The sequence below is a fragment of the Thermosulfuriphilus ammonigenes genome (assembly GCF_011207455.1).
GTDB classification, from domain to species: Bacteria; Desulfobacterota; Thermodesulfobacteria; order Thermodesulfobacteriales; family ST65; genus Thermosulfuriphilus; species Thermosulfuriphilus ammonigenes.
Map to the genome: position 1 here is coordinate 322,111 of NZ_CP048877.1, position 19,248 is coordinate 341,358.

The 19,248-nt window shown below is 51.8% G+C and carries 19 protein-coding genes and 1 pseudogene; 6 read left to right on the forward strand and 14 right to left on the reverse strand.

Annotated features, from left to right (window positions below; translation table 11 throughout):
• Positions 1-2: 2 nt before the first annotated feature.
• A complete protein-coding gene (locus G4V39_RS01555) occupies positions 3-1,112 on the forward strand; it encodes an LptF/LptG family permease (RefSeq protein ID WP_166031257.1) in 1,110 nt (369 codons plus the stop codon).
• Positions 1,109-2,185 carry an LptF/LptG family permease gene (locus G4V39_RS01560; RefSeq protein ID WP_166031258.1) on the forward strand — a complete coding sequence of 359 codons (1,077 nt, stop codon included), beginning with the start codon at positions 1,109-1,111 and terminating at the stop codon, positions 2,183-2,185. The genes G4V39_RS01555 and G4V39_RS01560 overlap by 4 nt, the downstream gene beginning before the upstream one ends.
• A gap of 295 nt (positions 2,186-2,480) precedes the next feature.
• Here the strand turns inward: G4V39_RS01560 and G4V39_RS01565 are convergent, their stop codons facing one another.
• The 8 genes from G4V39_RS01565 to G4V39_RS01600 all read right to left on the reverse strand — a co-directional run bounded on the left by G4V39_RS01565 (position 2,481) and on the right by G4V39_RS01600 (position 7,897).
• Entirely contained in the window at positions 2,481-2,702 is a 222-nt protein-coding gene (locus tag G4V39_RS01565; protein WP_166031259.1) for a hypothetical protein, read from the reverse strand.
• 79 nt (positions 2,703-2,781) lie between these two features.
• Entirely contained in the window at positions 2,782-3,489 is a 708-nt protein-coding gene (locus G4V39_RS01570; RefSeq protein ID WP_210412152.1) for an ATP-binding response regulator, read from the reverse strand.
• A gap of 183 nt (positions 3,490-3,672) precedes the next feature.
• Entirely contained in the window at positions 3,673-4,335 is a 663-nt protein-coding gene (locus G4V39_RS01575) for a class I SAM-dependent methyltransferase (RefSeq protein WP_166031261.1), read from the reverse strand.
• A 2-nt stretch (positions 4,336-4,337) separates the two neighbouring features.
• A complete protein-coding gene (locus G4V39_RS01580) occupies positions 4,338-5,429 on the reverse strand; it encodes an Mrp/NBP35 family ATP-binding protein (RefSeq protein WP_166031262.1) in 1,092 nt (363 codons plus the stop codon).
• Positions 5,430-5,446: 17 nt separating this feature from the next.
• Positions 5,447-5,767, reverse strand: a complete 321-nt coding sequence (locus G4V39_RS01585; protein ID WP_166031263.1) for a NifB/NifX family molybdenum-iron cluster-binding protein — start codon at positions 5,765-5,767, stop codon at positions 5,447-5,449.
• Between the two features lie 62 nt (positions 5,768-5,829).
• Positions 5,830-6,756: an NAD(P)/FAD-dependent oxidoreductase gene (locus tag G4V39_RS01590; RefSeq protein ID WP_166031264.1), complete on the reverse strand. Its 927-nt coding sequence runs from the start codon at positions 6,754-6,756 to the stop codon at positions 5,830-5,832.
• The gene (locus tag G4V39_RS01595) at positions 6,753-6,959 is read right to left on the reverse strand and encodes a DNA gyrase inhibitor YacG (protein WP_166031265.1); all 207 of its coding nucleotides are present in this window, start codon (positions 6,957-6,959) and stop codon (positions 6,753-6,755) included. The genes G4V39_RS01590 and G4V39_RS01595 overlap by 4 nt, the downstream gene beginning before the upstream one ends.
• A complete protein-coding gene (locus G4V39_RS01600; protein ID WP_166031266.1) occupies positions 6,944-7,897 on the reverse strand; it encodes a universal stress protein in 954 nt (317 codons plus the stop codon). Before G4V39_RS01600 ends, G4V39_RS01595 begins: the two co-directional genes overlap by 16 nt.
• 86 nt (positions 7,898-7,983) lie before the next feature.
• Here G4V39_RS01600 and G4V39_RS01605 point away from each other — a divergent pair, with 86 nt between their 5' ends.
• The 4 genes from G4V39_RS01605 (at position 7,984) to G4V39_RS01620 (ending at position 11,249) form a co-directional block, all read left to right on the forward strand.
• Positions 7,984-9,051, forward strand: a complete 1,068-nt coding sequence (locus G4V39_RS01605; protein ID WP_166031267.1) for a hypothetical protein — start codon at positions 7,984-7,986, stop codon at positions 9,049-9,051.
• Positions 9,052-9,218: 167 nt separating this feature from the next.
• Entirely contained in the window at positions 9,219-9,626 is a 408-nt protein-coding gene (locus G4V39_RS01610) for a DVU0524 family FlgM-associated protein (RefSeq protein WP_166031268.1), read from the forward strand.
• Positions 9,623-9,934 (forward strand): flagellar biosynthesis anti-sigma factor FlgM, encoded by a 312-nt coding sequence (gene flgM, locus G4V39_RS01615; protein ID WP_166031269.1) that lies wholly within the window; start codon positions 9,623-9,625, stop codon positions 9,932-9,934. Before G4V39_RS01610 ends, flgM begins: the two co-directional genes overlap by 4 nt.
• A gap of 184 nt (positions 9,935-10,118) precedes the next feature.
• Positions 10,119-11,249, forward strand: a complete 1,131-nt coding sequence (locus G4V39_RS01620) for an RNA ligase (RefSeq protein ID WP_166031270.1) — start codon at positions 10,119-10,121, stop codon at positions 11,247-11,249.
• Here the strand turns inward: G4V39_RS01620 and G4V39_RS01625 are convergent.
• The 6 genes and pseudogenes from G4V39_RS01625 to acsC form a co-directional block, all read right to left on the reverse strand.
• Complete coding sequence (locus tag G4V39_RS01625; protein ID WP_166031271.1) at positions 11,226-11,828, reverse strand: RNA ligase partner protein; 603 nt, start codon at positions 11,826-11,828, stop codon at positions 11,226-11,228. The genes G4V39_RS01620 and G4V39_RS01625 overlap by 24 nt on opposite strands.
• Positions 11,825-12,610 carry a sulfide-dependent adenosine diphosphate thiazole synthase gene (locus G4V39_RS01630; RefSeq protein WP_166031272.1) on the reverse strand — a complete coding sequence of 262 codons (786 nt, stop codon included), beginning with the start codon at positions 12,608-12,610 and terminating at the stop codon, positions 11,825-11,827. Before G4V39_RS01630 ends, G4V39_RS01625 begins: the two co-directional genes overlap by 4 nt.
• A gap of 158 nt (positions 12,611-12,768) precedes the next feature.
• Positions 12,769-15,240, reverse strand: a complete 2,472-nt coding sequence (gene fdhF, locus G4V39_RS11360; RefSeq protein ID WP_343041990.1) for a formate dehydrogenase subunit alpha — start codon at positions 15,238-15,240, stop codon at positions 12,769-12,771.
• Between the two features lie 162 nt (positions 15,241-15,402).
• Positions 15,403-16,863, reverse strand: a pseudogene (locus G4V39_RS11365) (FAD-dependent oxidoreductase); the annotation flags it as partial.
• A gap of 90 nt (positions 16,864-16,953) precedes the next feature.
• A complete protein-coding gene (locus tag G4V39_RS01645) occupies positions 16,954-17,847 on the reverse strand; it encodes a dihydropteroate synthase (RefSeq protein WP_166031275.1) in 894 nt (297 codons plus the stop codon).
• 17 nt (positions 17,848-17,864) lie between these two features.
• Positions 17,865-19,214 (reverse strand): acetyl-CoA decarbonylase/synthase complex subunit gamma, encoded by a 1,350-nt coding sequence (gene acsC, locus G4V39_RS01650; RefSeq protein WP_166031276.1) that lies wholly within the window; start codon positions 19,212-19,214, stop codon positions 17,865-17,867.
• Positions 19,215-19,248 lie beyond the last annotated feature (34 nt).

The window sequence follows — 19,248 nt, forward strand, 5'->3', positions numbered from 1 at the left end:
TTATGGGACGAATTATCTTTGGCTATATCTTCCGGGAGCTTTGGAGCCCCTTTCTTATCTCTCTTTTCTCACTTACCAGTCTTCTTTTGACCATAAGGATGATCCCTCTCTCTGGTCTGCTTCTTAAAGAGCGGGCCGGGGTTTCGGAGTTTTTCCAGGTCTTTCAATCCCTTTATCCCTATTTTTTGGTCTTCTGTCTGCCGATGTCCGCCCTGGTGGCCAGCCTGGTGGCCTTCTTGCGCCTTTCTCAGGACAGTGAACTTCTGGCCTTTGAGGCCCTGGGGGTAAGCTTCTATGAGCTTTTGGCCCCGGTGACCACCTTTGCTCTAATCGTCTTTTCTCTAACCATGCTGGTCACCGTCTATGTCTTGCCCCAGAGTAAGGCCAATTTCCGTCAGTTTATGCGTCATCTTTTAAGTCAGAAGATCGCCCGAGGCCTTCCGGAGAAGACCTTTGCCTCAGAGATTCCTGGTCTGACCATCTACGCCGGCCAGACCCACGGGGGAGGGCTAAGATTACGGGAGGTCTTCCTCTACGACGGCCGGAAAAAGGATCCGGAAAGCCTTATCCTGGCTCAAAGTGGTCGAATAGACCCCAAAGGCCCTACCCTTATCCTTAAAGACGGTGTTATCCACCGCTTTTATCAAAAGCAGGACAAAGGAGAGATCATCCGTTTTGGCACCATGACCATCAAGCTAACCCTTGGTGCCCCCCCAGGTACTGCCAAAAGGCGGGGTGAGATGGGGCTCCTTGAGCTCAGAGAACGGGCCAAAGATTTTCCTCCAGGAAGCAAACGTCGTCTCAAGCTGGAGAGCGAATTTCACAAAAGACTGGCCTTCCCCTTTGCTTCCATAATCTTTAGCATCTTGGGGGCCGCTCTGGCCGCCCAGATAAAAGGATCAGGCCGGTCGGCCGGAGTCAGCCTGGCCGTAATCCTCTTTCTTCTATATTACGGGGCCCTAGCTGGAGCCACAGGATTGGCTGAGACGGGGAGGATCCCTCCTGTTTTATCCCTCTGGCTTCCTAACATCTTTTTCGGCCTTCTTTCTGGAGGGCTGGTCCTGCTCTCTGGCCAGAGTCTCAAAATTACCCTCGGCAGGAAGAAACCATGAGGCTTATAAGTCGCTATATTCTTCAAGAATACCTGCGTGTTCTTTCCATATTGGCTCCAGCGGTAGTGGGGCTCTATCTCCTGGTAGATTTCTTTGAAAAATTAGACGAATTCATGGCCGTTAAGGGAGGACTCTCTCTTGCCTGGCGATACTATCTCTATCGGGTTCCGGCGGTGATTGAGGAACTCCTGCCCTTGGTGCTTTTCCTCTCGGCCCTCATCACCCTGGCCCTCCTGGCCCGGGGGCATGAACTCCTGGCCCTGAGGGCCTGTGGCTTTTCTCCCTGGGAGATCCTGGCCCCTTTAGTCTTGACCACACTGGCCATGGCTACTCTTTCCATCCCCCTGTCTGAGGCCCTGGTCCCCTGGGCCACGGCCAAGGCCGAAGAGCTCTGGCAGGTAGAACTTAAAAAGGAGCGTCCCCGGGGAATCCTTATCGGTGAAAGGCTATACTTTAAAGGCGAAGATGGCTTTTACCTGGGGCTGGTCCTGGATCCGGAAGGCCGAAGGCTCAAAGACTTCTGTTTCTTGGCAGTAAGTTCCTACCCTCTTCCGAGGCTTATCCTTTGGGCCAAGGAGGCCACCTGGGAGGGAGGAGTCTGGCGGCTAAAAGATGGAGAAAAGCGCCAACTTGAACAACAAACCTACCAACGAAGCCTCTTTGAGGAGAAGCTTGTCTCCCTTAAGGCCTCCCCTGAGGATTTCCTGGCCCTTAAGCGCCCGCCAGAGGTAAAGGATCTCTTTGCCCTCTGGGGACAGATAGAACTCTTTTCTCGAGCAGGCCTTAAGACAGCCCCCCTGGTTACCGAGTTTTTCAGGCGCATCATCTACCCCTTTATGGCCCCGGCCCTCTTTCTCCTTGGCGGAACGTTCTTTGTCTCCCGGAGGGGAAAGCACATTATCGCCACAGGTATCTCTCTAGGACTGGTCCTCGGCGTGGCGGCCTGGATCATCTGGGGGCTGGCTAATACCCTGGCCACCTCAGGAAGGATATACCCCCCCTTGGTAGTAGCCACTCCCCCCCTGCTTTTTGCCCTGGGAGGTCTGTGGCTTCTGAAGAAAAGTTCAACCTGATTCTAATGTCCTCTAATTAGAATCTTCTTTTAGTATTTTCTTATGGGCGGTATCATCCGGTGCCTGACCAAACCTCTTAGTTAACTCCTTCCAGAATTCTCGGTCTCTCATGTATCCATGACAGGCAGCACAGGTGTTCACCCGGAGAATTCGATCCAGCTCTTCTTTATTAAAGGGTCTGGCTCCCTCAGCCCAGCCCTTTCTTCTGGCACCTGAGCATCGGTGTCCTCCACCGCAAGATTACCATAGAGCGACTCCCTGGTCTTCTGAGCCACCCAGGTGTAGCGGGCCCCGCTTATGAGCCCCGCACTGGTAGCATGAAGACTTTTTTAAGCCGAGAGACAATGTCCATATGGCATTGACCAAAGGCTTTATCAACCACTCTTGAGTCAGAAGGGTTTCGCCAAAGACTCCGATGGGCCTCGTCTTTGGCGGTGGCTTGGGGATTGCCGCGGTAACATGTTTTGCAGAACACGGGGATATCTAAACCGAACTCTGGTCCGGGAACAACCGACACAAATTCTCTTTTAGGCTGAAAAAAAGCCTCTGGCCCCCAAAGGAAGGCTTTACGATCTAAAAGAGACTTTCCTTAAGCCTTAATATTCTTCTGGAGAGTAGCCGGCCTCGGAGGAGCGGTGGATGTCCACCATCTTCATGCCACCAGGATACTCCTTACTCTCATAGCGAACAATGCGGCCAATCTTCTTGGTAATGCTAGCGATACGAAGGGCCTGCTCCTTGATCACCGAAAGCGAGGTGTAAAGGGGATGGGATGGATCCAGCTCCATAAGGAGAAGCTCTATCTTGCCCAGGATGATCTGCAGGGGCTGATTAAGTTCATGAGAGGCCGCTCCGGCCATCTCTAAGATCCCTTCAAGGCGGATTCGCTCCTGTTTTTCAAGCTGGAAGTCTTTGATCCGAAAGGCCACCCGGATGCGGGCGATAAGTTCTTCATAGTTGATGGGTTTGCGCAAAAAATCATCCGCCCCGGCCTCAAGGGCATAGACCTTACTGTCTTGAGCATCAAGGGAGGTGACCATTATCAGATAGGTATCCTTGAACTGGTCATCAAGACGCACCTGGCGACAAAACTCGATACCATCCATCCCGGGCATCATCCAATCGACAACAACTACCGGCGGATGGTGCTCTCTGAGGAGATTCAGACCCTCGAGGGCGCTTCTAGCCGTGATGGCCCGATAACCCGCCTTTGTCAGCCTTTTCTCAAAGATCCGGAGTAACATTTCGTCATCGTCCACCACCAGGACGGCCTTCTCCGGCACCTTTTGGTCACTATGATCCATAACTACGCCTATATGTTTTTTTCTCTCCAAACCAGAAGTTATGTCCATCTCTTTCATTTGGTCCTCAAAACAATAGGTCATAAAAGAAAAAAATCAAATCTAAACATAGTGATTACAGATCAATCCTTCTTCACTTAGAATCGAGAAAACATGAATAAAAATTTAATTCAATCCTGTTACTTTTTAGTTAGAGTGATGTTGCTTTTTGGTTAAAGCCAGAATAATTATTCCTGCCCGGCGATCAATCCCCGGTCGGGGTGTCTCCTGCCCTATCCTTTGATGGTCAGGTGGATTAAAGATGGCCGAAACGGCCGTCTTTATCTCAAAGCCGACCCGACCTACTAGTAACTTCACCTCTTCGGGATCAAAAAAGTGGGCCAGGCTATAAAGGGGATGACCCTCTTTGGCCTTCTCCTGATACCATCTCCCCCAGGAAGAAGCCCGGTTGATAAAGGCCAATCGGAGTTCACCTTCCCGGCCAAGAACCCGGCTAGCCTCTTCAAGGGCCTTTACCGGGGAGACCAAAAAACAGAGACTAAATAGACAAAAGACAGTTCGAAAGACTCCACTTCTGAAAGGTAAAGCCTCCGCCTGCCCACAAATAACCGTAATCCCCCGTCTCCTGGCTATCTGGAGCATGGATAAAGCCGGGTCAAGACCAAAACCCACTTTAAGAGGCCCGGCGAATCGGCCCGTTCCCACTCCCACCTCTAAAGAAGGCTGAGAAAAAGGCCCTAATAGATCGAGGGCCTTGAGCTCTAGGCCATAGAGAGGATTTTTCTCATACCAGGCATCATAGGCCCGGGCCTGCTCATCAAAGGCTCGAGCTACCTTTTGATATTCCACCTTTAGGGAGAACAGGCCTTAAGTCTTTCCAGCTCTACAGCCCTAGCCCTTACTTTTTCGGCAATTTGGGCAAAAATAGCCCCAACATTACTGGTAGGGTCTAGGGCGGCCGGTTTACCTCGATCCCCTCCCTCTCTTACTTGAGGTTCGAGAGGGATTTTGCCCAAAAAGGGAACCCTTAGTTGCTGGGCCATTTTCTCTCCCCCACCCTCACCAAAGATATCTACCTTTTCCTCAGAGCCGTCTGGACGAATCAATCGCAAAAAGGACATGTTCTCGATCAGGCCGATCGTCGGCACCTTGAGATCCTCAAACATGCCTACACAGCGGGCGACATCAGAGAGGGCGACTTTCTGAGGGGTGGTGACAATAATGGCTCCCCGGAGGGGAAAACTCTGGGCCACGGTTAAGGGAGCATCACCTGTGCCAGGAGGAAGATCGACCAGGAGGAAATCCAGAACACCCCACTCCACGTGAGCCGCAAACTCTTTAAGGGCCTTCATAATGAGCGGCCCCCGCCAGACAATAGGTTGCCCCTCCGGGGCCAGAAGCCCCATGGAGACCACCTTCACCCCGTATCTTTCTGGAGGAATAAGCATACCCTCTCGGGTAAAGGGCCTTTCACCCTCCAGGCCCATCAAGATATGGACATCTGGACCATGGATATCGGCATCGAGAATGCCGGCCTTAAGCCCTTTCTGAGCCAAGGCTACCGCCAGGTTGACGGCTACAGTGGTTTTGCCTACACCGCCTTTTCCGCTGGCGACAGCTATTATATGGCGGACATCTTTTATCCCCCGGGCCTCCTCTTCCTGAGACCGGCGTCCAAAGATCTTCTCCCGCTCTTCAGGGGTCATAGCCGTCAGCTCCACCTCCACCGACTCCACTCCCTCAAGGGAGGCTACGGCGGCCCGGACATCCTCTCGAATCTGGGACTTCAGCGGACAACCGGCAATAGTTAAAGCGACAACCACCTTCACCCGCCCCTGGTCTATAAAGAGGTCTCTGATCATCCCCAAGTCCACCAGGCTCCGACCAAGTTCGGGGTCCTTTACCCCCTTGAGGGCCTCAATCACTTGCTCCCTAGTAACCATATCTGGCTCCTTTTTATTTAAGAGATCTCTCCCAAGTTGCCCGTCCGAAGGGCCTCCTCTACCGAGGACCAGCTCCCAGTAATTACCTGAATTCCCAGGCGCTTAAGAGCCTCTCGGGCCTTTGGCCCCACCCGTCCAGTAACTACCACCCGAGCTCCCTTTTCAGCCACCAAAGAGGCGACTTTTATTCCCGCCCCCTGTGACTCAAGATAAGGATTCTCTAAAGTCTCCACGTTGCCTGAGCTGGTCTCATAGAAGAGAAAATACGGGCTTCGACCGAAACTCTCCTCCATAGGAGCAGAAATTTCCTTACCCTTAGCCGTAAAACAGATCTTCATGGCCCCCCTCCCCAAAAACTTGGAATTTAAATTATTGAGATTACACTAATTTAGTCGGCGGGTTAAGAGTTGAAGAGGGCCTTTCTCTTCTTTATGGCATAGCTTGAGGCCTCAAGACCAGCAATACAGCCCTCTCCCAGGGCCTTAGCTACCTGAAGGGGAGGGCCACAGATGTCACCGGCGGCATAGATCCCGTCTATGTTAGTCTCCTGTCTCTTGTTAGTAACAATATAGGTAAACTTTTCGGGATCAAGCATGACCCCTAAAGTGGCGGCCAGCTCCATGGCTCCCTTGGCCCCAAGCTCAATAAAGAGGCCATCAAGTTCTAGAGGATGGCCGTCGTCAAGAATAACCCCTTCCAGCCTTTCCGCCCCTCGAATCTCCTTTATCCAGCGACCGAGAAGGAGCTCCACCTGGCTCTCCCGGAGCTCTTTCTCCAACTCCGGAGCCACTTTAAGATCCTTGGCGATGAGATAGACTTTGGAAGCGTATTTTAAGAGGGTTAGGGCCCCAAAGGCTGCGGCACTTTCATTGCCTACAACGGCCACCCGGGCTCCTCGGTAAAAGTTAGCATCACAGTCCACACAATAGCTCACTCCCCGACCGATAAGTTCCTTCTCCTTTTTAAGACCCAAACCCTTTCGACTGACTCCAGTGGCGAAAATCAAGGAGAGACCGTAAAATTTGCGTCCGCTTTCTGTCTCTACCATGAAGAGATCACCTTCCTGGGCGGTCTTAACCACGTCCTCCTCTACCACCGTGGCCCCAAAATGTCGGACCTGTTCCAGACCAATAGATAACAGTTCTTGGCCATCTCTCTTCCCGGAAACGAAACAGAGATTTTCCAGGTGGGCTCGATAAAGGGCACTGGCCTGGGGATGGCCAAAAAGGATAACCCGGATCTTCTTGCGGGCGGCGTGAATCCCGGCCTGAAGACCAGCTGGCCCTGTTCCGATGATAAGCACATCATAAACCTCTGTTTCTCTCATTCCTTCTTCTCCTCCTCTGGAAAATGAAGTTCCTCCACCCCCTCCGGACCAGTGGTTAAGCGATAGTCCTCTTTAAGCCAACTGCCAAGATCAATCAACTTACATCGTTCAGAGCAGAAGGGTCGGAAGGGATTTCCTTCCCAGAGGGCCTTTTTACCGCAGATGGGACAGCGAACCTTTCGAGTCTTCAGGCGACTACCCATATAGCCCTGTCCATAAGACCAAAGATGACTTTGGTAGAGGTGCTGCCGAGAATCATCTCCTTGAATCCGCCCTGGCCTCTGCGCCCCAGAGCCACCGTACCGTAGTTGCCCCTCTGAGCCTCATTAATGATGTCAGCAGCCACATTGGTACTACCAGTCTTTATCTTCACCCTAATCTGGTTCTCTGAAAAGTTACCCTCGGCCAGAATCTTTGAGGCCTCCTGAAAAAAGGCCCGGGCCCGTTCTTCTTCTTTCTTAAGGACCAACTCCTCTATCTCCCCCAGAAAGAACTCTTCTTCTTTGGCCATAAAAGGCCGGAAAGAAGGAATTACATGATAAAGAACTATCTCGGCCTCTGAATCTCCGGCCAAAATAAAGCCTACGTGATCAATCACCTTAAGACAATCCTCACAGAGATCCACGGCCAAAAGATAACGGGAATTAACTACCTGGCCGTCTATAAGCCAAACGGGAACCTCACTCTGACTCTGAATAAGCTTGTAGGAGACACTGCCCATAAAGGAGGCCGCCATACGCGAAAGCCCCCGACGACCAACGGCCACGGCATCATACTTTCCCATCCGGGCCTCAAAAAGAATATCCCGGGCCACATCTGCCCGTTGAACTAAAGCCTTGGTATGGACCCGGGAAGGAGGAAAACCATGGGAGACGAGAAACTCCTTGGCCCGGATCACAATGTCTTGAGCCAACTGGAAATGCTTGGCTTCTATCTCTTCCACCAGTTTCCAGCGCTTAACCTCATGGAGGGCCGGATTTACCTGACGCAGATGGGAAGGCACCGGTGGAGCAATAGAGACGATAGTGACCTCAAAATCAGAACGCCGGGCAAAGAGTTCACTAATATAAGCCAAGACCCGTTTGGCGTTAGGTGAGCCATCACTAGCCACCAGGATGTGACGGGAGAGTTTTTCAACCATGTTCCAAGTATAGGGACCCCTTACCGACAAGACAAGCCCGATTAGGCTTTTATTGACAAACAAGACTTATCTGTTACAAGCCCCTCATGGGGGAAGAAAAAGTCGTCATTTTAGGGCTATCTCCCCATAGAGTGGAGTTCCTTCCTTTGCTTACCCCACTCCTAAAAGGAAAGGATCTAATCATCCTTGAAGAACCACCCCACCCGGCCTGGAAAAGCTATCTTCAAGGAGACCTTGGCCCTGAAGAGCTGGCAGAGGCCCTTGAGGCCGGATTCCCAACGTATAGCAGTAAGATGGCCCGTATTCTTAAGGGGTTTTGGCTTGGGGGAGCCAAAATCTGTCAGGTGGAACCTTACCTGGAGGGGCTACTGGAGATCCAGACCCTTTTAGAGGAAGGTCTTTCCCCAGAGAAGATAGCCACCCTAGATCAGCGATTCGGTATTATATACCAGATGGAACACCAAACCACCGCTACCCTTCTTGACTTCTATGCCTCCCTCGGAGCCACCTTTGATACAATGGTCGCCCGGGTCAAGGCCTTTGCCCAAGCAGATGCCCAGCGCATTCGGCTAAGAGATCAGCTGCGAGCTGAGGCCATCTTTCAGATCATCAAAGCCTCGGCCCCTAAAAGTATTTTCGTTGAGGCCGGATACATACATGGACGTCTCTCCTACTTTATGGCCAAAAAGATCAAGACCCTCGGATATCGCTTGATTTGTAAAAACCTCCTCATTGAGGCTACTCAAAAACTGATCCGGAGATGGCCTCAACTGCCCCGAGCCTTTCTCCCTGCTCCCGGCGATGGTCTTACAGCCTCTTATCTCTTTAAACGTGGCCAGCAACAGCGAGACCTACTTGCCGCTAGAAGTTTGATATATATCAAACTTATCACCAAAGAAGAGCTCCTTCCCTCTCCAGAGATCCCTTTCCCCCATCTTTTAGACGAGCTTTACTGGAAGTTGTTCGTCTCTCGCCTTGACTACCACCATTGTCGCCGCATTATGGAAAAGATCCGCCTGCTTGGCACCGAGGAGGCCCGGCAACGGGCTCTAAAGATAGCTTCAGACTTAGGCATAAAGATCAATGATTTGCCCCCGCTCTTTGACAACTACCACCAGGGCCCGGGCATCATACAGGCTAGGCCCCTTTCCTGAAGGATAGGTAAAGACCCGCCTCCGGGGTTCTTCAAAGTGGGGACTTGATGATTTTTTATCGCTTCTAAGCGATGTTGGGTCATAAATGATGGAAAAATTGACACTTTCAACTCTCATCTCTTAAAGTATTCTGACCCTCAACCGATAAGAAATACGAGGGTGAGAGTATGAACATACTTAATAACCATATCCAGCATGTCATTCGTACCTACGGACGCCAAATGGGAAGCGGCTTTCGGGCCTTGCGCCGCACTGATTCTACTCCTAAACTGGATTTGGTTACCATCACCCCTGAGGGAAAAAGGCGTCAACTTCTTGACAGGTTGACCTCTCAGATCATGGAACGCCTCCTTAAAGGAGGTAATGAATTGCCTCCTGAGGCCCTTAAGGAAGTGGCCGTTCAGGAGGGGCTTGATGTTGTCTCCGGTAAAGTTAAAGATGGAAAGTTTGTTTTCCGATTATATCATCCCGAACAGGGCGAAGTCATCAAAGAGTTAGATCTGGAACAAATGGCCGAAGTGGCTAAAAAGATAGCCGATCGTCAGCTAAAAGAATTAGAGGAGAAGGAGCTATGAAAATTATAGACCTTTATCAGAAGCTAGGCCAGACCAATCCTCTGGAGCAGAGTCGTCAAGCCCAGGAAACAGCGCAAACCCAAAAGGCTCAAGAGGCTCAAAGCCAACCGCCGCAGGGGGACCGGGTGGATCTCTCTCAAACCTCAAAAGATCTCAAAAAAGTTCAGGCCGTCTTAGAAAACACACCTGATGTCCGGGCTGATAAGGTTCGGGCAATCAAGGAGCAAATAGAAACCGGAACCTACCAGGTAGATTCCAAAAAGGTCGCCCAGGCCATGTTAACTGACCTCCTCAAAGATCTAGGTTAACTCCTGCCCTCCTGCCAGAAGGGGGGAGGTTTCTCCTCCCCCCTTTGATTTTTGCTTGACCCAATCACTCCTAGAAGCACCGCAGAATTAAAGCGTCTTGGATGATTGCCTCTAAAGCCCTCTCCTTTAAGGGCCACCTTCTCCATGATTATCTTTTTATAAAAACTTTCCCTGGAGGAGATAAGTGTCAGAGCTTGAACTTCTTAAAAGATCTCTTCCTCAGAGGTTTAAAAAGAGCCCTGAGGAGATGCTTAAGGCCCTTGAGGAAGGACGCCTCGAACCCATGTCCATGGTATCAGGATTCAGGGTAAAAAAGGGGCTCTGGGGTCTTGAACCAGGAACTGTTTTAACCCCAGAGTGGCTAATCCCGGCTTTCCCCCGAATTCCTCGACTTTTCGTTCTCAAAGAAGGGCTGAGGCGCAACTTCACCGGACCTTTCTACGCCGAGGAAAAGATAGAAGGTTATAACGTCCGTCTGGTCAGGCTATCAGGGAAGATAGTCGCCATTACTAGACGTGGCTATATATGTCCTTTTGCCACCGATCGTTGGCCCGATTTCCTCGATCTTGAGGCCTTTTTTGATAGATACCCCCACTTGATGGTCTGCTGTGAGGTAGCCGGACCGGAGAACCCCTTTCTTACCGAATGGCCGCCGTATATCTCCCGTGATATAAGATTCTTTGTCTTTGATCTGCTGGATCTCTCCACAGGTTGTCTCCTCAGTCCGGAAAAACGATATCGCCTGACAGAAGAATTTTCCTTCCCGGCCCCTGAGGTACATGGACCGTTCTCTGCCCACCAGTGGCAGGAGGTAGCTGAAATCCTCAAACGCTACGATCGAGAGGGTCGAGAAGGCCTTGTCTTTAAAGAAAGACAGGGCCAACGAGTCTTTAAGTATGTAACGCCCCGTTCAAATCTTGAAGACCTCCGGGTCTCTATAGCCTTTGCCGGAGATCTCCACCCGGCTTACTACCTTCACCGAATCATTCGCCTGGCCTTAGCCCACTTAGAACTGGAGGAAAGAAGGGATGAAGAACTCTGGCGAGACTTTGGTCAGGCAGTCTTTCCTCCCCTTCTTTCTGCCCTCAAAGAGGTCAAGAGAGGGGGGAGAATCACCGAACAGTTCCGAATAAGATTGCGAAGCAAGCTGGCCTTTGAAAACCTTCTAAAGCACTTCGCCAAGACCCAGGTGAGGATTAAAATTCTTCATCAGAGCTGGGAAGATGGCTATCTGGTGGTGACCTTTTCTAAGGAATATCCCCGATCCACAGACTTCTGGGCTAGCAAGCTCTCAGGAGCGCCGGAGGTGGACTAACGACTCCACCGTTTCCCTAATTTCCTCCGGGCATATCCACCTAAGTCCCAATTTATCGGCCAGGTTAAGAACCCCTTGGTCGGCCGAAAGAAGTAAACCATCAAGTTCCATGGTCAGGAGAACGAGTTCAATATCCTCCTTGCTATCGACGATCCCTTCTCTTAGGGCTTCGCGATATTTACGCCGAAGGGTATTGATAATCTCGGCCTCCTCCCGAAAACTGGTTGATCTTACGGCCTCCTCAGCCACCCGCAACCCCTTGTTTATCCTCTGACGGATATCGTCAATAAGCTCATAGAGCAAAAAAGCGGGAATTTTCAGCTCATACTTTTTGGGAGATTTAATACGGAAGACAGCCCGGGCGGCCCGAGAGAGCTCATGGGCCTTTAATGACCTTTTAAGCTCACTGTAGACAGAAGAGGGCATGTAAACACGAAGGGAAGGGGCCTGGCCCACAAGCTCTAAAAAGTTGAGAAAGGCCCTTGTGGGCTCAGGCCCAAATTGTCGGTAAATCTCAGGATTGGTGAAGACGCTGGTATCAACTACCAGCCTTTCACCCTCGAGATCTTTGGCTTTCACTTACCCTGTTTTAGTCTCTCCTCAATAAGGGAGGCCACCTTTTCCCCGGAGAGAAGCATTCCTCCGAAGATAGGCCCCATGCGAAAGGAACCAAAGGTGGCATTGGCCGCCATCCCGGTGACAAAGACGCCGGGAAAGGCCTCTTTGGTATTCTCCAGGGTGGTAGTCTCCGCCATCTCGGCCCAGAGAGACTTTTCTCCAATGATCTTGCCAGTCTCAGTAAAGAGACCTCCACCCAGCTTGCGCTCAATCACTCTTAAGACCTCGCAGTCGTGTCCGGTAGCCTCGACCACATACTTAGCGCGAACAGCCAAGGGATCCACATGGAGAGAGGCCATTTCCACCGCCGTCCAGTTAATAACCAAACCAGTAACCCGATTTTCTCTCACCATAACATCTTCAACGCTAATAAGGTTAAAGACCTTGACTCCGGCCAGACAGGCCTTGGAGGTCAGGGTGGTCATGCAACAAACGGCATCGGCGGTATAATAACCGTCATCATAGGGCTCAGCGGGAACACCAAGTTCCTTAAGGATCCGAGCCCCCTCCTCCTGGACAACAATTTCATTAAACATCATTCCGCCGCCCCACATACCGCCGCCGATTGAGAGTTTACGCTCAAAGACGGCTACCTTGTAACCTGCTTCGGCCAGCTTTAAGGCCGCCATCAGGCCCGAAGGCCCGCCTCCGACCACGGCGACATCGAGATCCAGGCAGTCGGAAAGCTTTTGAAAATAACGATCAAGAATGGCCCGTGAGATTTTGATCTCGTCTAAAGACATAAAAAACCTCCTCCTTTCTTTGTTTTTGCCTGCCCCGGGCTCAAGGCAGGATTGGGGTGGCCATCGACCCCATTTGACTCCTCTCCCCTTTAGGAAGGGTGAAGGCCCCCTGGAGGAGAGTCCAAGGTGTATCCTACATACCCGGCCTAGGGCCGTTGTCAAGGCAAAGGTTCCACCCTTACGGCACAGACCTTATATTCCGGAGTCATGGTCTTAGTATCCACACCCGGGCTGGTAAGGAGGTTGACCGGGGTTTCGGGGTGATGGAAGGCCATAAAGACACAACCAGGCTGGCTCTTGTCTGTTACCTTTACCCTAACCTTGATTTTCCCCCTTCTAGAGGAAACCCGAACCATTTGGCCATCGCGGATGCCCAAGGCCTGGGCGTCTTGAGGGTTCATTTCCAAGAGCTCTTCGGGACCGATAATTTCAAACCCCTCGGCCCTTCTGGTCATGGAACCATTATTAAAGTGAACCAGCCGGCGTCCAGTGATGAGAATAAATGGATAGTCCCGATCAGGCAGTTCTTCTGAGGGAACATAATTGGCAGGGACAAATTTGGCCCGCCCTCTGGGGAAGCTCTCGGTATGCATCCTGGCTATCCCTGGACGACCAGGCTCCGGACAGGGCCAATGAAGACCCTCAGGCCCCAGAGTCTGATAAGAAATTCCCTTAAAGGGCGGGGCCAAACGGGATATCTCGTCCATGATCTGCCCGGGATGATCATATTTCATGGGATAACCCATAGCTTGAGCCAGACGACAGACAATCTGCCAGTCTGGCAGGGCCTCCCCCGGAGGATCAACGGCCTTAAAGAAACGCCTTACCCGCCGCTCACCATTAGTGTAAGTACCCTCTTTCTCAAAAACACAGGCCCCAGGAAGAACCACATGGGCCAACTTGGCTGTCTCTGAGAGAAAAATATCCTGGACAATAAGGAGCTTGAGAGACTTAAGGGCCTCTCGAATACATCCGGCATTACCCCCGGTTTGGGCCGGGTCATAACCAATAATGTAAAGGGCCTTAAGATCGCCTTTGAGAGCCGCTTGATACATCTGGGGTTCCATGAGCCCCTTTTCCGTGGGAGGGGCCACCCCCCAGAGCTCTTCAAACTTTTTAATGGCTACTGGATCAGCCGGGCTCTGATAGCCAGGAAGCACATACGGCAGACAGCCCATGTCACAGGCACCCTGAACATTGTGCTGACCTCTGAGAGGATTTATTCCCGCCCCTTCACGTCCGACCTGACCGGTAGCCAGAACTAGATCAGCCAGGGCAATAACGCCCTCCGTACCACCCTTATGCTCAGCTACCCCCAGGCCGTAGAGGATCATGGACCGTTCTGCTGTAGCGAAAAGCCTAGCGGCTTCGATGATCTTCTCTTTAGGAACCCGGGTAATGGCCTCGACCCGATCGAGAGGAAATTCTTCAAGAATGTACTTCTTTAAGCCTTCAAAACCTTCGGTTCGTTCGGCAATAAAATCTTCATCATAAAGGTTTTCTTTAAAGATGACATGTAACATGCCATTAACCAGAGGAACATTGGTGCCAGGCTTTAAGGGAAGCCAAAGATCGGCCCTTCGGGCCAAATCGGTCAGACGAGGATCAACGACGATAAGTTTGGCCCCGGCCTGGGCCGCCTCCATTATTTTAAGACCGATGATGGGATGGGCCTCAGTGCTATTGGCCCCAAAGACCATCAGGACCTGGGCTTTATAGATATCAGCAAAGGGATTGGTCGCCGCACCGGAACCGATAGTGGCCGCGAGACCCGCGACCGAAGGCGCATGTCAGACCCGGGCGCAGTTATCGACACTATTTGTGCCGATAACTGCGCGGGCAAATTTTTGGTAAAGGAAATTTTCCTCGTTACTACAGCGAGCTGAGGCCAAAACCCCTATGGCCTGAGGTCCGAGACTGTCCCGAATCTCCTTAAGGGAAAAGGCGGCAAACTCTATGGCCTCCTCCCAGGAGACCTCCCTAAACGGGGAGTCAATGCTGGTCCGAATAAGGGGTTTGGTCAGACGATCCTTGTGGCGATAGAAGGTGTAGCCAAAACGACCTTTAACACAAAGGTTGGCAAAGTTTGGAGGAAGATTCTCATTGGCCTTGATCTCCACTATCGTGCCACATTTGGTGTGAATTTCCAGGTTACAACCGGTACCGCAGAAGGTGCAGACACCTGGAACTTTAGTCATTTCTGAAGAGGAGGCTGGCAGAACAACTGTCTTCTTCGTTAGGGCCCCCGTAGGACAAGCATCCACACAGGCCCCGCAAGAGAGGCAATTGTCCTTGAGTCTGATGGAAATTTCCGGCACTTGGCCATCATTAATGGAAAGCTCAAGGGCTCCATAGGGACAGGCCCGCTCACACCGAGTACAGGCAATACACTTGTTGGCATCAACAATAATAAAGGGATGGCTACTGTCTACCGGAACCCTGAGGCGAGTAGGGGCGTGGGAAACCTTGGCCTGATGTTCTATGATTTGATCCCGGAAGCTACATTTAGAAAGACCCAGACAACCACAGGAAAGACAGCGGCTGGCCTCCCGACGGGCCATAGCCTCATTGAAACCGAGCTCTACCTCCTCAAAGTCTCCCACCCGGACTTCAGGAGAACGCTCGGGCATCCTCTCCTGAAGTTTTATGGTGTACTCCTGATAGTTGCGTAAATCAACGTCCTCAAAACGACGGCCTTTTGTAAAGTTATATCGTACCGTCGAAGAGGACTTAACCTTTACCCCTCGAAGATAGGCATCAATGGCCTCAGCGGCCCGCCGGCCGGCAGCCACGGCCTGAATAACTGTTCGAGGGCCAGAGACCAAATCTCCGCCCGCAAAGATTCCCTCCAGATTGGTCTTCATAGTTGAGGGATTGGCCTTAACCGTGCCCTTGGGGGAGACAGCCAGCTTGGCCTCAAGTTCATCAAAGGTGAGAAAAGAGGTGTCTGGCATCTGGCCCTGGGCCGAAATAACCGTACCGGCCTCCATAATCACCCGGGAACCCGGTACAGGCACTGGATGACGGACACCCTTTTTGTCCGGCTCGCCGAGGACCGTCCGGGCCAGCTCCACGGAAAAGAGCCCGTTGCCGGTAGGCTCAACACGCATGGGAGTAGCCATAAGGAAAAAGCGAACCCCTTCTTTTTCGGCTTCACGAATATCCCGCTGATGGGCCGGCATTTCCATTCGAGAACGAGGATAAATAACGGTAACCTCTTCAGCCCCCAATCTCCGAGCTGCCCGGGCGCACTCTATGGCCACATCCCCGCCACCAAAGATGACCACCGGCTGACGAATCTCGGGCCTCAGTCCCTGATTTATTTGCCGGAGAAAGGAAAGCCCTCCCAGAAGATGTTCGCTTCCCGGAACCTCCAAGGGCTTCTCCTTCCAGGCTCCGGTAGCAATAAATATGGCCTTGTAGCCTTCTTCCTTTAGGCTCTTGAGGCTAAAATCTTTGCCCCAGCGCTTTCCGGTGTGAACCTCTACTCCCAGGGAAAGGATATTCTGAATCTCTCGATCAAGGACCTTTTTGGGCAATTTGTATTCAGGAATTCCGTAACGGAGCATTCCTCCCAGCTCATCCATGGCCTCAAATATAACTGCCTGATGCCCCGCCTTAGCCAGATAGTAAGCCGCTGAGAGACCAGCCGGCCCTCCACCAATAATGGCCACCCTATGTCCTGTAGGGGGAGCCACTTCCTCCGGGGGCTCTCCATGTTGCATGGCCCAATCGGCTAGAAAACGCTTCAGGTGGTTGATGGCAATAGGCTCATCCACCAAGACCCGTCGACACCGCGGCTCACAGAACCGGGGACAGACCCGGCCTACCGAAAGGGGGAGAGGATTTCTCTCTTTAATGAGACGAAGAGCGGCAGCATACTGTCCTTGAGCAATGAGATTTACGTAACCTTGAACATTGATCCCCCCTGGACAGGCCTGACTACAGGGAGCTTTACAATCTCCATAGTGATAGGCAGCCATGGCCTCAAGGCGTTCTCGACGGTGTTTGAGAAGCTCCTCTGAGGCCGTGGTGACCACCATTCCCTCCTCCACCGGGGTGGCACAGGCCCGCAAGGGAGAAGGTTGACCCTCTACCTCTACCAGACAGAGACCACAGGGACGATCCGAGGAACGTTTACCTTCTAGATGACAGAGGGTAGGAATGGTGATGCCCGCCTGACGCGCGGCCTGCAGAATGGTCATCCCTTCAGAGACTTCGACCCTTTTGCCATCTATCTGGAGTGTGATCATAGTAGCCCCCGATTCCGAATTAAAGGTGGCTCCTTTATAAAGAAAAAGGAGGTGGGAAAGGGGGCAAGGGAGTTGACTCCCCTGCCCTTGCTAGAGTTCCAACCAGGATTCAGAAAAAATAGTCTTACCCATCAATACACGAACAGTCTTGTATATCTCTAACTCCTTCTCACTCAAACTACTAGGATCTGGCTCATCACCATCCATCATGTCATGCACTAACTTCACCCAATCAGGATGCTCACCCTTCGCTATCTCCACTAACTCCTTGTCATACACATTCAATATCGCCGAATATATCCCATACTTCATCAACATCATCAAATAAACACGATCTAAATACGGACGTAAATGACGCGATACCCCATTCGATACATTCGATAAACCCACCGTACTCTTCGCACCAGGCGCTATCTCCGGCAACATCGATAAAAACTCAAAACCATACGATAACTGATCCGCTCCCAACGTTATCGGCGTCGCTATCGGATCAAACCATATCCGCTCATTCGGTACACCAGCCTCATTCAACCTCATCATCAAATCCACCGCCATCGCCGCCCGCTCATTCGCATCACGAGGCATCCCCTCAGGCCCCCATAAAAGCGCTACCACATCCACACCACTCTCCGCCGCAACCGGTATCAACCTCTCCATACGCTCAGGCTGAGCCGATATCGAATTCATCAATATACGCTTCCGACGAGAAGCACTAATCCCTGCTACCATCGCCTCAGGATTCGTCGTGTCTAACGATATCGGTACATCCACCTCACCCTCCACTACCTCCACTATCCACGACGCTAACTCCGGACCATCCTTCTTCGCCGGACCTATATTCAAATCTAAATAATCCGCCCCTAACTCCACCTCCTCACGCGCCATACGACGAATAGGATCAGGATCCCTCTCCCTCATCGCTCGACCTATACTCCGAGACATAATGTTAATGCTCTCTCCTATACACACTACCTTGCCAGACATAACTCCCTCCTTATGGTTTAGGCCGCCTGCCATTCTTTAAGGTAAGAAGGCAGATGACTGGCTTCCCGAGGGCCGATAAGGATTTCCCAATCAGGAAGCTCTTCCTCCAGCTCCCCTTTAATGGAGGCCAGGTAGCCAGGAATTATCAACTTGCGATGTTTGACCTTCTCGGCGATACCACACTTTTTGACAAAATCGGCAATAGAGTCAGCCCCAAACTTACCGGCGGCCCAGGCGGTAAGTACCGAAAGGCCCTCGGTGTCTTTTATGAGTAGCCAAGAAGGCACCCGGCTGGTTTCGATTTCGCCAGAGACAATAAAGTAAGTAAGGGCAAAATTACAGGTTACCAATACCGGACTCTCCTCATCCGGACCATTGATGGGATAGATCCCCTCCTGAACCACCAGGGGCTTCTGGGGATCGGTAAAGATATTCAGACGTTCTACCAAGAGAGGGAAGAGAATATCTCCTTTAAGGTCGGAGAGCACCACAATGCCGGCGTATTTAGGGATGAGAACCGAGGCGATGAGGGCTTCCAGGAGATCGTCATCTGTCATCTCGCAAGGGAAGGTTATACTAGGATAGCCAAGAGGCCGGTATTTGTGCTTTATCGCTGCCCGGCGCATGGCGATCTGATCTTCATAGAGGGCTCGAATGGTTCGGGCCCCAGTATCGAGGACCAGATCCTTTAGGCCAGCCTTGCCGAGCTCTTCGGCCAGAAAGGCCGTCTCCCCGATATCCGCCCCCTTTACAGCCAAAGGAGCTCCCGCAGCCTTGGCCACCTCAGCCATGGCCTGATAGTTGTCCATGGTGGCCGCATATAAAAGAGGTTTAAAGTCTCCACACACATCCGCCCCAGCCTTAAGGGCTTCAGGATCCTGGCTCATGAGGATAAGGGGAGCTCCGGGGATCTCCTCTCGAACCCTCTTGACGAGATTAACAAAGGCCCCTTTGTCTCCTGCATCCTTAATGGCCACCAGGTCAGCCTTGAGCATAATTCCTACCCGTTCATATTCGAGCTTCTTGAAACGCTCAAGGCGACCGGTAACCTCATCTTCGGCCATATCTGTAGTTATTAAGACGGCAATCCCGGTAGGATGTTCAAAACGCTTCTCATGCCGGAAAAGGACTGTTTCCCCACCACAGGAGAAGGTGTGATCTCCACCCCCCAGTTTTACGGTCCGAATGGGCGGAGCTGAGGCCTCGCTGATCTTGGCCTTGACCTCCTCAGAGACATAAGGACAATCAGCAATGTCCGTCTGACCAGCAGCCACCTTCATGGCAAAGGCCAGACAAGTGGGGAACTTACACTCACCACAGTTCTTCTTTGGTAGCATCTGAAGGATCTGTATCCCTGTCAGTCCCATCGCTACTCCCCAGGTATTTTTTTTGCCTCATCGG